This is a genomic window from Enterobacter sp. GER_MD16_1505_Eko_090 (assembly GCF_003331015.1).
Lineage (GTDB): Bacteria > Pseudomonadota > Gammaproteobacteria > Enterobacterales > Enterobacteriaceae > Enterobacter > Enterobacter roggenkampii.
The window spans coordinates 376,402-390,637 of the sequence record NZ_PUQF01000001.1 but is presented as its reverse complement, the minus strand read 5'-3'; the positions used below and the strand labels follow the sequence as shown (position 1 = coordinate 390,637).

Below are 14,236 nucleotides of genomic sequence, written 5' to 3'. Positions count from 1 at the left end.
TCAAACTTTTCGGGCGGCTTCGTACGCCGCCAGCGTGGCGGTGCGCGCCTGTTTATGGTCAACAATCGGGCGGGGATAATCGAGCTTTACGCCCTGTTTATCCGCCCATGCCCACGGGTCGTGGATCGCTTTCGCAGGAACGTTCCTGAGCGCGGGCAACCAGCGGCGGATAAAGTCGCCGTTGGCATCAAATTTTTGCCCCTGAGTGGTCGGATTAAAAATCCTGAAATAGGGAGCCGCATCGGTGCCGGTAGAGGCCGCCCACTGCCAGCCGCCGTTATTCGCAGCGAGATCGCCGTCGATCAGCTGAGAGATAAAATAGCGCTCTCCGATACGCCAGTCGATAAGCAGATCCTTCACCAGAAAGCTGGCGGTAATCATTCGCAGGCGGTTGTGCATCCACCCGGTTTCATTCAGCTGGCGCATGGCGGCATCAACAATCGGATAGCCCGTTTCCCCTTTTTGCCAGGCCTGTAAACGTGCCTCATCGTGCTGCCATTTTACGTTGTCGGTCCAGGGGATGAACGGACGATGCTTACAGAGATCGGGATGATACGTCATCAGATGGCGATAGAATTCACGCCAGATGAGTTCGTTCAGCCACACCGAACCCGCCCCACCGTCCATCGCCTGCGGCTGCTCGGCCAGAAGACGATGTAAACACTGGCGAGGAGAGAGTACGCCCAGCGCCAGGCTTGCCGATAAGCGGCTTGTCCCTTCAATCGCCGGGAAATCCCTGCGCGCATCGTACTCTCCCGCGCCCTGTTTGCAAAACTGGCGCAGCTTCGCAATTGCTGCCTTCTCGTTTGCGGGGAACAGAAGCTCATCGAATGTCTGTTGGGGATAGTTAAACGTTAATTCAGGCAGCGTGGTTATAGCTTCCCCTCTGGCTGCGGGTGCGGGTACGCACTCCGGCAGCGCCTCTTTCAGACGCTTAACAAAAGCATTTTTAAACGGCGTGAACACTTTATACATTTCATGGCCGCCGGTCATGACGCTGCCCGGTGCCAGCATTACGCTGTCATCAAATCCTTCACAAACCACCTCGCCCAGAATGTTCTCCAGTTGGCGATCCCGCAGCCGTTCGTTCAGCTCGTACTGGTAGTTATAAAAAAGATGCGTGACGCCGTTCTGCTGACATACCTCCCGCAACATCTTAAGCTGCGCGGCAAAGTCACTGACCTCTTTGTAGATCAGCGGGATACCTTTTTCAGCAAGTGAGTGTTGCAGATCGTTCAGATGCGATTTGAGGTAAGCCGCCTGCCGCGGGGCCATATCATGCTGCTGCCACTGTTCGGGCGTAGCGATAAACAGCGCCAGCACGCTGGCGTCATCGGAACGGCAGGCTGCCGCGAGTGCGAAGTTGTCATGTACGCGCAGGTCCGCGCGAAACCAAACCAGATGGGTGGGCATAAAACTCCAGGCTATTGTCCATTATGTCCATAAGGGCATGCCGTAAAAGGAAAAAGCATGCATTGAACTACTTTGCCATGAAGTGTAGACGGGATGAAATAAAAAAGGCCGCCCAAGGCGGCCTTACAGACTGATGACAAGGTGCATGCTGTGCATTTCGCCCGGCGTCGCTACGCTTGCAAGGGCCTACAATGAAACATGCAATGCATTGATCTCTTTGCCCTGTGTTTGCCGGGTAAGCGCAGCGTCACCCGGCAAGAAAGACGACTATTATGTGCCTGTAAACCCTGACGAGGGGCTATCGCTCCCCCGGCGTTTTTTTCTGGGTGTCGTCTTAGTATCAGTAAAAATCGCAGGTCGCTTTCTCGGCCTGATCCATCCACACCGGCTTCTCGCTGGTTTTCGCCCAGACGCGGTGCAGATAGCTATAAAAACGTGCACGATCTTTCCAGAACAGCATCACCGGCAGAGCCAGCACGCCAGCCACTACGGCGAAAGCGCGGCGCATGAACACGATATGAGCCGGAAACTCTTTATAAAGATCCATATTTTTCTCCCCTATAGTTGGCCGGAAACGTCATCCGGAAAATTCAAAATCTGTGACCTGGCTAAAATAATATCGCTTTGTTTGTAATTTTACTACTCATCCGACCACTTATTTTCGTCCGTTTAGCCAAAATTTACATTCACGCCGTAATTAAGTTACAAAAAAGTTAACGATTTACTTATCAATAGTTAAATTGTGGGCTTTGCCATTTTTATACTTTTTTTACACCCGCCCTTCTCATTTTTGCGAAATCTTTGCGCCATAAATCCTACCGTTAGCACAACAACAAAAGTCACCCGGAGGTGGATTGTGAGTGCAGGTCTTATTGCCGGCATCGTGCTGGTGTTCCTGTTATTGGGTTATCTGGTTTATGCCCTGATTAATGCGGAGGCATTCTGATGGCTGCTCAGGCGTTTTTGCTTATTGCCAGTTTCTTAGTGGTGTTGTTCGTCCTGGCAAGGCCACTGGGCTCGGGGCTGGCACGGCTGATCAATAACGTTCCCCTGCCCGGCACGGGAAGCGTTGAAAAAGGGATCTGGCGCGTACTGGGTATAGACGATCGGGAGATGAACTGGCGTGACTATCTGATCGCTATTCTGCTGCTGAACATTGTCGGACTCATTGCGCTTTTTGCCATGCTGATGTTGCAGGGTGTCCTGCCTTTGAATCCGCAACAGTTACCGGGCCTGTCCTGGCATCTCGCGCTAAACACGGCGGTCAGTTTTGTCACCAACACCAACTGGCAGTCCTATTCCGGTGAAACCACGCTCAGCTACTTCAGCCAGATGGTCGGATTAACCGTGCAGAACTTCCTCTCTGCCGCCAGCGGTATTGCGGTGATCTTCGCGCTGACGCGTGCGTTTGCACGTCAGAAAGTGAGTACGTTAGGTAACGCATGGGTAGACCTGACGCGCATTACGCTGTGGATCCTGCTGCCGATTGCGCTGCTGATCGCGCTGTTCTTCATTCAGCAGGGCAGCCTGCAAAACCTGCTGCCTTACGCACCTTATACCTCGCTGGAAGGTGCAAAACAGCTCCTGCCGATGGGGCCAGTGGCGTCGCAGGAAGCCATCAAAATGCTCGGGACGAACGGCGGCGGCTTCTTCAACGCCAACTCCTCGCATCCGTTTGAAAACCCGACCGCCCTGACCAATTTTGTGCAGATGCTGGCGATTTTCCTGATCCCCGCCGCGCTCTGCTTTGCCTTTGGCGACGTGGTCAACGATCGCCGTCAGGGGCGTACCCTGCTCTGGACCATGTCGCTGATCTTTGTGGTCTGTGTTGCGCTGGTGATGTGGGCCGAATGGCAGGGTAATCCGCACTTCCTCTCACTGGGTGCAGATAGCGCAATCAACATGGAAGGTAAAGAGAGCCGCTTTGGCATTCTCGCCAGCAGCCTGTATGCGGTGGTCACCACGGCAGCGTCGTGCGGGGCCGTCAATGCCATGCATGATTCCTTTACGGCACTGGGCGGCATGATCCCGATGTGGCTGATGCAGATTGGTGAGGTGGTGTTTGGCGGCGTGGGCTCCGGTCTTTACGGCATGCTGCTGTTCGTGCTGCTGGCGGTGTTTATTGCCGGTCTGATGATTGGCCGCACCCCGGAGTATCTGGGTAAAAAGATCGACGTTCGCGAGATGAAGTTAACCGCACTGGCGATTCTGGTCACCCCGGCTCTCGTGCTGCTCGGCACCGCGCTGGCGTTGATGACCGAGGCCGGACGCAGCGGCATCTTTAACCCCGGCATTCACGGTTTTAGCGAAGTGCTGTATGCCGTCTCCTCTGCCGCCAACAACAACGGCAGCGCCTTTGCAGGCCTAAGCGCCAACTCTCCATTCTGGAACTGTCTGCTGGCGTTCTGCATGTTCGTGGGCCGCTTCGGGATCATTGTGCCGGTTATGGCGATAGCCGGATCGCTGGTGAACAAAAAAATCCAACCGACCACCACCGGAACGTTACCGACCCACGGCGCACTGTTTATCGGCCTGCTGACGGGCACCGTGTTGCTGGTCGGCGCCCTGACCTTTATCCCCGCCCTCGCGTTAGGCCCGGTCGCGGAATACCTCTCTTTACGCTGATTTTGCGGAGAAATTGTCATGAGTCGTAAACAACTGGCCCTGTTCGAACCGTCATTAGTTCGCCAGGCGCTCATGGATGCGGTGAAAAAGCTGAGCCCGCGCGTGCAGTGGCACAACCCGGTGATGTTTATCGTCTGGGCGGGAAGCGTCCTGACCACCGCCCTGGCGATTGCCATGGGAACGGGCCATATGCCGGGAAATGCGATGTTTACCGGCGCCATCAGCCTGTGGCTGTGGTTTACCGTGCTGTTCGCCAACTTTGCGGAAGCGCTGGCGGAAGGCCGGAGTAAAGCCCAGGCCAACAGCCTGAAAGGGGTGAAAAAGACCGCCTTCGCGCGCAAGCTACGTGAGCCGAAGTACGGTGCCCAGATGGACCACGTTCCGGCAGATGAACTGCGTAAAGGCGATGTGGTGCTGGTGGAAGCCGGTGACATCATCCCTTGCGACGGCGAAGTCATTGAAGGGGGCGCATCGGTGGATGAGAGCGCCATCACCGGCGAATCCGCGCCGGTGATCCGTGAGTCCGGCGGCGATTTCGCCTCCGTGACGGGCGGGACGCGCATTCTCTCCGACTGGCTGGTGATCCAGTGTAGCGTTAACCCGGGTGAAACCTTCCTCGACCGGATGATCGCCATGGTGGAAGGCGCACAGCGTCGTAAAACGCCAAACGAGATTGCCCTGACCATCCTGCTGGTGGCCCTGACCATTGTCTTCCTGCTGGCAACCGCGACGCTGTGGCCGTTCTCTGCCTATGGCGGTACCGCGGTCACCGTCACGGTGCTGGTGGCGCTGCTGGTTTGTCTGATCCCCACCACCATCGGCGGCCTGCTGTCGGCCATCGGCGTGGCCGGCATGAGCCGTATGCTCGGTGCCAACGTCATCGCCACCAGCGGGCGTGCGGTAGAAGCCGCCGGTGACGTGGACGTCTTGCTGCTGGATAAAACCGGCACCATTACCCTCGGTAACCGCCAGGCGTCGGATTTCTTACCCGCCCCGGGCGTGGATGAAAAAACGCTGGCGGATGCCGCCCAGCTCTCCTCGCTTGCCGATGAAACCCCGGAAGGCCGCAGTATTGTGATCCTCGCCAAGCAGCGCTTTAACCTGCGCCAGCGCGACGTTCAGAGCCTGCACGCCACGTTCGTGCCCTTCACGGCGCAAACCCGCATGAGCGGCATTAACATTCAGGATCGCATGATCCGTAAAGGCTCGGTTGACGCCATCCGCCGCCACATCGAGGCCAACAACGGCCACTTCCCGCCGGAAGTGGACAGCCTGGTCGAAAGCGTGGCCCGTCAGGGGGCGACGCCGCTGGTGGTGGCCGAAGGCGCGCGCGTGCTCGGGGTCATTGCCCTGAAGGACATCGTCAAAGGCGGCATCAAAGAGCGCTTTGCCCAGCTGCGTAAAATGGGGATCAAAACGGTGATGATCACCGGGGATAACCGTCTTACCGCCGCGGCGATTGCTGCCGAAGCGGGCGTGGATGATTTCCTTTCCGAAGCCACACCGGAAGCCAAGCTGGCACTGATTCGTCAGTATCAGGCGGAAGGCCGTCTGGTGGCGATGACCGGCGACGGGACCAACGATGCTCCTGCCCTCGCGCAGGCCGACGTGGCGGTGGCGATGAACTCCGGTACCCAGGCCGCAAAAGAGGCGGGCAACATGGTCGACCTCGACTCTAACCCGACCAAGCTGATTGAAGTGGTGCACATCGGCAAGCAGATGCTGATGACGCGCGGTTCGCTGACCACGTTCAGTATCGCCAACGACGTGGCGAAGTATTTCGCCATCATTCCGGCCGCGTTTGCTGCGACCTATCCGCAATTAAACGCCCTGAACGTGATGCACCTGCACTCTCCGGCCTCGGCCATTCTGAGCGCAGTGATTTTTAACGCCCTGATTATTGTCTTCCTGATCCCGCTGGCGCTGAAGGGCGTGAGCTATAAGCCGCTCACGGCGGCCGCCATGCTGCGCCGCAACCTGTGGATTTACGGCCTGGGCGGGCTGGTGGTGCCTTTCATCGGTATCAAGGCTATCGACCTGCTGTTGACCCTGTTCGGGCTGGTTTAAAAGGTGAATTAAATGACCATGTTACGCCCCGCTATACTTCTGTTCATACTGTTGTCTCTCATTACCGGCGGGCTGTACCCGCTGGTGACCACCGCGCTGGGCCAGTGGTGGTTTAAGGATCAGGCCAACGGCTCGCTGATACTGCAAAACGGTGAAAACCGCGGCTCTCGCCTGATTGGTCAGAACTTTACGGATGCCCGCTACTTCCAGGGACGCCCTTCCGCCACTGCCGAAAGCCCGTATAATCCGATGGCATCCGGCGGCAGCAACCTGGCGGGCAGCAACCCCGAGCTGGACAAAGCCGTCGCGGAGCGCGTAGCAGCCCTGCGCGCCGCGAATCCGCAGGCCAGCCGTGACGTTCCCGTGGAGCTGGTAACCGCCTCGGCCAGCGGGCTGGACTACAGCCTGACGCCGGCAGCGGTGGCATGGCAGATCCCGCGCGTCGCCGCTGCCCGTCAGCTGACCGACGAACAGGTGAGCAGGCTTGTGGCAGAGCACACGCAAAAGCCGCTGGTCAGCTTCATCGGCATGCCCGTGGTAGATATTGTTGAGCTGAATCTGGCGCTGGACGCGCTAAGGAAAAACTAAATGACCGACGAGCCCATGCGCCCGGATCCGGACAGGCTGCTCGAACAAACAGCTGAGGCCCATCGCGGCAAACTGAAAATTTTCTTCGGCGCCTGCGCGGGCGTCGGGAAAACCTTCGCCATGCTGACGGAAGCCCAGCGGCTTCGGGCGCAGGGGCTCGATATTCTGATCGGCGTGGTTGAAACCCATGGACGTAAAGAGACGGCATCACTGCTGAAGGGGCTGGCTACCCAGCCGCCCCGCCGCATCAGCCACCGCGGTCGGTTAGTCACTGAATTCGATCTCGATGCCGCCCTCGCCCGCCGCCCCGCGCTTATCCTGATGGACGAGCTGGCGCACAGCAATGCGCCAGGCTCGCGCCACCCCAAACGCTGGCAGGATGTTGAAGAGCTGCTCGAGGCCGGCATTGATGTGTTCACAACGGTTAACGTTCAGCATCTTGAAAGCCTGAACGACGTGGTCAGCGGCGTGACCGGCATTCAGGTGCGCGAGACGGTGCCCGACCCGTTCTTTGATTCTGCCGATGAGGTGGTGCTGGTTGACCTGCCTCCTGACGATTTGCGCCAGCGCCTGCACGAAGGCAAGGTTTATATTGCCGGCCAGGCCGAGCGCGCCATCGAACATTTCTTCCGCAAAGGTAACCTGATTGCCCTGCGCGAGCTGGCCCTGCGGCGTACTGCCGATCGCGTTGACGATCAGATGCGCGCCTGGCGCGACCTGCAGGGACAGGAGCGCGTCTGGCACACGCGGGATGCTATTCTGCTGTGCGTGGGCCACGGCAGCGGCAATGAAAAACTGGTCCGCACCGCTGCGCGCCTGGCGGCCAAATTTGGCAGCGTCTGGCATGCGGTGTATGTTGAAACGCCGCAGCTGCACGCGCTGCCCGAAAACCAGCGTCGTGCGATCCTGAGTTCGCTGCGCCTGGCGCAGGAGCTGGGCGCGGAAACCGCCACCCTTTCCGATCCGCAGGAAGATAAAGCGATTCTGCGCTACGCGCGCGAGCATAACCTGGGGAAAATCGTCATCGGCCGTCGCCAGCATCGCCGCTGGTTTAGCCGCGAATCCTTTGCCGACAAGCTGGCCCGTCGCGCGCCGGATCTGGATCTGGTGATCGTGGCGCTGGACGACAAACCTACCCCCTTACCCAATCGCGCGCCGGACAGCCGTACCTTCAGCGATAAATGGCGCATTCAGCTTCGCGGCTGTCTCGTCGCCGTCGTGCTCTGCGCCCTGATTACCGTGATTGCCAGCCAGTGGCTGATTGCGTTTGATGCCGCCAACCTGGTGATGATCTACCTTTTGGGCGTGGTGGTGGTGGCGCTCTTCTACGGGCGCTGGCCGTCGGTCCTGGCGACGGTGATCAACGTCATCAGCTTCGATCTGTTCTTTATTGCCCCCCGCGGGACGCTGGCCGTCTCGGACGTACAGTACATCCTCACCTTTGCCGTCATGCTCACCGTCGGGCTGGTGATCGGCAATCTGACGGCGGGCGTGCGCTATCAGGCGCGCATCGCCCGCTATCGCGAACAGCGCACGCGCCATCTCTATGAGATGTCGAAATCGCTGGCGGTGGGCCGCACGCCGCTGGATATCGTGCAGACCAGCGAGCAGTTTATCCGCTCGACGTTTCATGCCAGCAACCTGATTTTACTCCCGGACGAACACGGCAAGCTGCGCCCGCTGACCTCCGCCACAGGCATGACGCCCTGGGACGAAGCCATCGCGCGCTGGAGCTTTGACAAAGGCTTACCGGCGGGCGCAGGGACCGACACCCTCCCCGGCGTGCCCTACCAAATTCTGCCCCTGCGCAGCGCCGATAAAAATCAGGGGCTGGTCATCGTGGAGCCTTCCAACCTGCGCCAGCTGATGATCCCCGAACAGCAGCGACTGCTGGAGACCTTTACCCTACTGGTGGCCAGCGCGCTGGAACGACTGGCCCTCACCGCCAGCGAGGAACAGGCCCGTCTGGCGAGCGAGCGTGAAAGCATTCGTAACTCGCTGCTGGCGGCGCTCTCTCACGATCTGCGTACCCCGCTCACCGTCCTGTTTGGTCAGTCAGAAATTCTGACGCTGGACCTGGCGGCGGAAGGCTCTAAACATGCCCTTCAGGCCAGCGAGATCCGCCAGCACGTGCTGAATACCACGCGCCTGGTGAATAACCTGCTCGACATGGCGCGTATCCAGTCAGGCGGATTTAACCTCAAAAAAGAGTGGCTCACGCTGGAAGAGGTGGTGGGCAGCGCGCTGAAAATGCTCGAGCCCGGCCTGGGCGGGCGACATATTGCGCTGAACATGCCCGAACCCCTGACCTTAATTCACGTTGATGGTCCGCTGTTTGAACGGGTGCTGATCAACCTGTTGGAAAATGCCGCCAAATATGCGGGCGCCAGCGCGCAGATTGGGGTGGATGCGACGGTGGACGACGGCGCGCTTCGCCTTAACGTCTGGGATACCGGCCCGGGCATTCCTGCCGGGCAGGAGTTGGCTATTTTCGAGAAATTCGCGCGCGGCAATAAGGAGTCGGCCATTCCGGGCGTGGGGCTGGGGCTGGCCATTTGCCAGGCGATCATTGACGTGCATGGCGGCTCCATTTCCGCGGAGAATCGTCCGGAAGGCGGTGCGCGTTTTTGTGTTACACTTCCTCTGGAAACCCCGCCAGAACTTAATGAATTACCAGAGGATTTGTGATCAACGTTCTGATTGTTGAAGATGAGATCGCCATTAGCCGTTTTCTGCGCGCTGCGCTGGAAGGAGGCGGTCTGCGCGTCCATGATGCAGGTACGCTTCAGCGGGGGTTAATTGAAGCGGCCACCCGCAAGCCGGACCTGGTGATCCTCGATCTGGGTCTCCCGGACGGTGACGGCATCGATTTTATTCGTGAAGTCCGTCAGTGGAGCCAGATGCCGATTCTGGTGCTCTCCGCCCGTACTGAAGAGACGGATAAAATCGCCGCGCTGGATGCCGGGGCGGATGACTACCTGATTAAACCGTTTGGCATCGGCGAGCTACAGGCTCGCCTGCGCGTGGCGCTGCGTCGCCACAGCGCCACCACGCCTGCCGATCCAACCTACACATTTGGGGATATCCGGGTTGACCTGGCCGCGCGGCGCATTGTGCGCGGCGAAGAGGAAATTCACCTCACGCCCATCGAATTTCGCCTGCTCGCCGTGCTGCTCAACAATCACGGCAAGGTTCTCACCCAGCGCCAGCTGTTAAGTCAGGTGTGGGGGCCCAACGCCGTGGAACATAGTCACTATTTACGCATATATATGGGGCACCTTCGTCAGAAACTCGAAGTCGACCCCGCTCGCCCTCGCCATTTATTAACTGAAACCGGTATCGGTTATCGGTTTATGCTCTGAATAACTATTCAGTTTATTTTTAAATAAAATAAAAACCTCTCAGAAAATATTTCATAAATAATCCAATCGATATTTTTTGGGTTATCTATGCCCATTTAAAACATTTGCAATACATTCTGTTAACCCGATACCAACAAATCAGAATTTTGATCTGCGATATTCATCAAAAACGACTATTTATTTCTAAAATGATCGGTTAACGGTGATCTCCTTCACAGTTAATCGCGTTTTCCTGGATAAAATGACCGTGCTTTCAATTACTGAAAGGAAAATAAATCATGGAAAACAACAATCGTTTAATGCCCCATATAAGGCGGACAACACATATCATGATGTTTGCCCACCGAAACTGCTTTGACTTTCATCTCTTTAATGCCCGGTAGTCCTTCGACTTCTGGCGCATTCGCTTACAGGTTACCCTGAAACCTCTTATTTTACAGGCCATTGCCTGTGAACGCGTGCGCTCATTCATTTTGATTCAGACCCATCCGCACCGGGCGGACTGAATTTCAATCATCAAAAAAGCAATGTACTGATTTTAATCAGCGGCCACCCTTTGCTTTTTTTCCGGAAAATTATCGATTTCTTTTTTGCAAGAAATCGAGGGACGCTTATTACCTAAAATAAAGAGAGAAAGATGAAAAGTTTAAAAATCGCAGCCAGCCGCGCCTGTCCTGATTGCTTTACCACCCAGCGTGAACTGGTGGATGTCCGGGCCTCGGATTATATCGACGTTGCCGCTATTGTGCTGGCGGTCAGTGATATTACCGACGGCATACTGGAAGAAATAGAAGCCACCGGATTTGGCATTCCTGTTTTTGTCGCGACGCATAAAGAAGAATTCATTCCGGCAGATTATTTATCGCGCATTCATGGCGTATTTGAGTATTCAGACACCAGCAACGACTTTTATGGACGCCAGCTGGAGGCGGCTGCCCTGAAGTATGAAACCCAGCTGCGTCCGCCGTTTTTCCGCGCCCTTGTCGACTATGTAAAACAGGGCAACAGCGCGTTTGACTGCCCGGGGCATCAGGGCGGCCAGTTCTTCCGCCGCCATCCTGCCGGTAATCAGTTCGTTGATTTCTTTGGCGAGACGCTTTTCCGCGCCGATCTGTGCAACGCCGACGTGGCAATGGGCGATCTGCTGATCCACGAAGGCGCGCCGTGCATCGCACAGCAGCATGCGGCGAAGGTCTTTAATGCCGATAAGACCTATTTCGTGCTCAACGGTACCTCGTCATCCAACAAAGTGGTGCTGAACGCCCTGCTCACCCCGGGCGACCTGGTGCTGTTCGACCGTAATAACCACAAATCCAACCATCACGGTGCCCTCCTCCAGGCAGGCGCAACGCCGGTCTATCTGGAAACCGCGCGCAACCCGTACGGCTTTATCGGCGGCATTGACGCCCACTGTTTTGAAGAAAGCTATCTTCGCGAGCTTGTGGCAGAAGTCGCACCCGGCCGTTCACGCGATGCGCGTCCGTTCCGTCTGGCGGTGATCCAGCTGGGCACCTACGATGGCACCATCTACAACGCCCGCCAGGTGGTGGATAAGATTGGGCATTTGTGTGATTACATCCTGTTTGACTCGGCCTGGGTGGGTTACGAGCAGTTTATTCCAATGATGGCCGACTGCTCGCCGCTGCTGCTGGAGCTGAACGAAAACGACCCGGGGATTTTGGTTACCCAGTCCGTGCATAAACAGCAGGCCGGCTTCTCGCAGACCTCGCAAATCCACAAGAAAGACAGCCATATCAAAGGCCAGCAGCGCTATGTCCCGCATAAGCGGCTGAATAATGCCTTTATGATGCACGCCTCCACCAGCCCGTTCTATCCGCTGTTTGCCGCGCTGGACATCAACGCCCGTATGCATGAAGGCCAGAGCGGCCGCAACATGTGGATGGACTGCGTGGTGAACGGGATTGAGGCGCGAAAACTAATCCTGGAGAACTGCCAGTATCTGCGACCGTTCGTGCCGGAGACGGTGGATGGCCGTCCGTGGGAAAGCTGGGACACGGCGGAGATTGCGACCGATCTGCGCTTCTTCCACTTCGTACCGGGTGAAAACTGGCACGCTTTTGAAGGCTACGCCGAGCATCAGTATTTTATCGACCCGTGCAAGCTCCTGCTGACCACGCCGGGCATTAACGCCCGCACCGGGGAGTATGACGGCTTCGGCGTGCCTGCCACCATCCTCGCCAACTTCCTGCGTGAAAACGGCATCGTGCCGGAGAAATGCGATCTCAACTCGATCCTGTTCCTGCTCACGCCTGCGGAAGATATGGGCAAGCTGCAGCAGCTGGTGGCGCAGCTGGTGCGTTTCGAAAAACTGCTCGAGAGCGATGCTCCATTAAAAGAGGTGCTGCCTTCCATCTGCAGACAACATCCGGAACGTTACGCGGATTACACCCTGCGCCAGATCTGCCAGGAGATGCATGACCTGTACGCCCGTCACAATGTCAAACAGCTGCAGAAAGAGATGTTCCGCAAGTCTCACTTCCCGCGCGTGATGATGAACCCGCAGGACGCGAACTACGCCTATCTGCGCGGAGAAGTGGAGCTGGTCTCCCTGCGCGACGCGGAAGGCCGCATCGCCGCCGAAGGCGCCCTCCCTTATCCACCGGGGGTATTGTGCGTGGTTCCAGGGGAGGTCTGGGGTGGCTCCGTACTGCGCTACTTCGCCGCGCTGGAAGAAGGCATCAACCTGCTGCCGGGCTTCGCGCCGGAGCTGCAGGGTGTGTACGTCGAAGAGTGCGAGGGCCGCAAACAGGTTCGCTGTAACGTCATCAAACAACCCGCCGCTCAGCCCGCGCTGCTGAAAGGAGAGAAATTATGAGTAAGTCCAATAAGATGGGCGTGGTGCAGCTGACCATCCTCACCATGGTGAACATGATGGGTTCAGGGATCATTATGCTGCCCACCAAGCTTGCCGAAGTAGGAACCATTTCAATTATCTCCTGGCTGGTGACCGCCGTCGGCTCGATGGCGCTGGCGTGGGCGTTTGCCAAGTGCGGGATGTTCAGCCGCAAGTCAGGCGGCATGGGGGGCTACGCCGAGTATGCCTTTGGCAAGTCGGGCAACTTTATGGCCAACTATACCTACGGGGTGTCACTGCTGATCGCCAACGTGGCGATTGCCATCTCCGCCGTGGGCTACGGTACGGAGCTGTTTGGCGCGACGCTTAGCCCGGTACAGATTGGCCTGGCCACCATCGGCGTGCTGTGGATCTGCACCGTGGCTAACTTTGGCGGGGCGCGTATCACCGGACAGCTCTCCAGCATCACCGTCTGGGGCGTGATTATTCCGGTTGTCGGCCTGTGCATCATCGGCTGGTTCTGGTTCAGCCCGACCCTGTACGCCAACTCCTGGAACCCGCACCATGTACCGTTCTTCAGCGCAGTCGGCTCTTCTATCGCCATGACGCTCTGGGCCTTCCTGGGCCTGGAATCCGCCTGCGCGAACGCAGAAGTGGTTGATAACCCTGAAAAGAACGTGCCGATTGCGGTCCTCGGCGGTACGCTGGGCGCAGCGGTGATCTATATCGTCTCGACAAACGTCATCGCGGGCATCGTTCCGAACATGGATCTGGCCAACTCCACGGCGCCGTTCGGGCTGGCCTTCGCGCAGATGTTCACGCCGGAAGTCGGGAAAGTGATTATGGGTCTGATGGTCATGTCATGCTGCGGTTCACTGCTTGGCTGGCAGTTCACCATCGCACAGGTATTTAAATCTTCGGCTGATGAAGGTTACTTCCCAAAAATCTTCTCCCGCGTCACCAAAGCCGATGCGCCGGTGCAGGGCATGCTGGCGATTGTTATCTTCCAGAGCGGATTGTCGCTGATGACGATTAGCCCGTCGCTGAACAGCCAGTTCAACGTGCTGGTCAACCTGGCGGTGGTGACGAACATCATTCCGTATATTCTGTCGATGGCGGCGCTGGTGATTATTCAGAAGGTTGCGAAGGTGGATCCGCGCAAGGCGCGTGCGGCCAATATCGTGGCGCTGATTGGCGCAATCTACAGCTTCTATGCGCTCTATTCCTCCGGCCAGGAAGCGATGCTGTATGGTGCGATGGTGACCTTTATGGGCTGGACGCTGTACGGTCTGGTGTCACCACGGTTTGAATTGAAGAATAAGCACAGTTGAAAAAAAGCCCGGTGGCGCTAGCGCTTACCGGGCCT

The 14,236-nt window shown here is 57.4% G+C and carries 11 protein-coding genes; 9 read left to right on the top strand and 2 right to left on the bottom strand.

What is annotated here, in order from left to right:
• The gene (phrB, locus tag C6A40_RS01840) at nucleotides 1-1,413 is read right to left on the bottom strand and encodes a deoxyribodipyrimidine photo-lyase (protein WP_045335487.1); all 1,413 of its coding nucleotides are present in this window, start codon (nucleotides 1,411-1,413) and stop codon (nucleotides 1-3) included.
• 340 nt (nucleotides 1,414-1,753) lie between these two features.
• Complete coding sequence (locus C6A40_RS01835; protein WP_008501079.1) at nucleotides 1,754-1,960, bottom strand: YbfA family protein; 207 nt, start codon at nucleotides 1,958-1,960, stop codon at nucleotides 1,754-1,756.
• Between the two features lie 309 nt (nucleotides 1,961-2,269).
• On the opposite strand from C6A40_RS01835, the gene kdpF reads away from it, so the two are divergent.
• The 9 genes from kdpF to potE all read left to right on the top strand — a co-directional run bounded on the left by kdpF (nucleotide 2,270) and on the right by potE (nucleotide 14,201).
• Nucleotides 2,270-2,359: a K(+)-transporting ATPase subunit F gene (kdpF, locus tag C6A40_RS01830; RefSeq protein ID WP_014069365.1), complete on the top strand. Its 90-nt coding sequence runs from the start codon at nucleotides 2,270-2,272 to the stop codon at nucleotides 2,357-2,359.
• Complete coding sequence (gene kdpA, locus C6A40_RS01825; protein WP_023326917.1) at nucleotides 2,359-4,038, top strand: potassium-transporting ATPase subunit KdpA; 1,680 nt, start codon at nucleotides 2,359-2,361, stop codon at nucleotides 4,036-4,038. Before kdpF ends, kdpA begins: the two co-directional genes overlap by 1 nt.
• A gap of 18 nt (nucleotides 4,039-4,056) precedes the next feature.
• Nucleotides 4,057-6,105 carry a potassium-transporting ATPase subunit KdpB gene (kdpB, locus tag C6A40_RS01820; RefSeq protein WP_023326916.1) on the top strand — a complete coding sequence of 683 codons (2,049 nt, stop codon included), beginning with the start codon at nucleotides 4,057-4,059 and terminating at the stop codon, nucleotides 6,103-6,105.
• A gap of 12 nt (nucleotides 6,106-6,117) precedes the next feature.
• Nucleotides 6,118-6,693 (top strand): potassium-transporting ATPase subunit KdpC, encoded by a 576-nt coding sequence (gene kdpC / locus C6A40_RS01815; protein ID WP_114191227.1) that lies wholly within the window; start codon nucleotides 6,118-6,120, stop codon nucleotides 6,691-6,693.
• Complete coding sequence (kdpD, locus tag C6A40_RS01810) at nucleotides 6,694-9,381, top strand: two-component system sensor histidine kinase KdpD (protein ID WP_008501075.1); 2,688 nt, start codon at nucleotides 6,694-6,696, stop codon at nucleotides 9,379-9,381.
• Entirely contained in the window at nucleotides 9,378-10,055 is a 678-nt protein-coding gene (kdpE, locus tag C6A40_RS01805) for a two-component system response regulator KdpE (RefSeq protein WP_045335485.1), read from the top strand. Before kdpD ends, kdpE begins: the two co-directional genes overlap by 4 nt.
• Before the next feature lie 278 nt (nucleotides 10,056-10,333).
• Entirely contained in the window at nucleotides 10,334-10,438 is a 105-nt protein-coding gene (gene speFL, locus C6A40_RS01800) for a leader peptide SpeFL (protein WP_003858645.1), read from the top strand.
• A gap of 254 nt (nucleotides 10,439-10,692) precedes the next feature.
• A complete protein-coding gene (speF, locus tag C6A40_RS01795; protein ID WP_045335484.1) occupies nucleotides 10,693-12,891 on the top strand; it encodes an ornithine decarboxylase SpeF in 2,199 nt (732 codons plus the stop codon).
• Entirely contained in the window at nucleotides 12,888-14,201 is a 1,314-nt protein-coding gene (gene potE, locus C6A40_RS01790; RefSeq protein ID WP_008501072.1) for a putrescine-ornithine antiporter, read from the top strand. The genes speF and potE overlap by 4 nt, the downstream gene beginning before the upstream one ends.
• Nucleotides 14,202-14,236 lie beyond the last annotated feature (35 nt).

Bases quoted from the DNA above. Each gene is read 5' to 3' on its own strand.
- phrB (WP_045335487.1), bottom strand. From the start codon at position 1,413: ATGCCCACCCATCTGGTTTGGTTTCGCGCGGACCTGCGCGTACATGAC.
- kdpA (WP_023326917.1), top strand. From the start codon at position 2,359: ATGGCTGCTCAGGCGTTTTTGCTTATTGCCAGTTTCTTAGTGGTGTTG.
- potE (WP_008501072.1), top strand. From the start codon at position 12,888: ATGAGTAAGTCCAATAAGATGGGCGTGGTGCAGCTGACCATCCTCACC.
- kdpC (WP_114191227.1), top strand. From the start codon at position 6,118: ATGACCATGTTACGCCCCGCTATACTTCTGTTCATACTGTTGTCTCTC.
- speF (WP_045335484.1), top strand. From the start codon at position 10,693: ATGAAAAGTTTAAAAATCGCAGCCAGCCGCGCCTGTCCTGATTGCTTT.
- kdpD (WP_008501075.1), top strand. From the start codon at position 6,694: ATGACCGACGAGCCCATGCGCCCGGATCCGGACAGGCTGCTCGAACAA.
- speFL (WP_003858645.1), top strand. From the start codon at position 10,334: ATGGAAAACAACAATCGTTTAATGCCCCATATAAGGCGGACAACACAT.
- C6A40_RS01835 (WP_008501079.1), bottom strand. From the start codon at position 1,960: ATGGATCTTTATAAAGAGTTTCCGGCTCATATCGTGTTCATGCGCCGC.
- kdpB (WP_023326916.1), top strand. From the start codon at position 4,057: ATGAGTCGTAAACAACTGGCCCTGTTCGAACCGTCATTAGTTCGCCAG.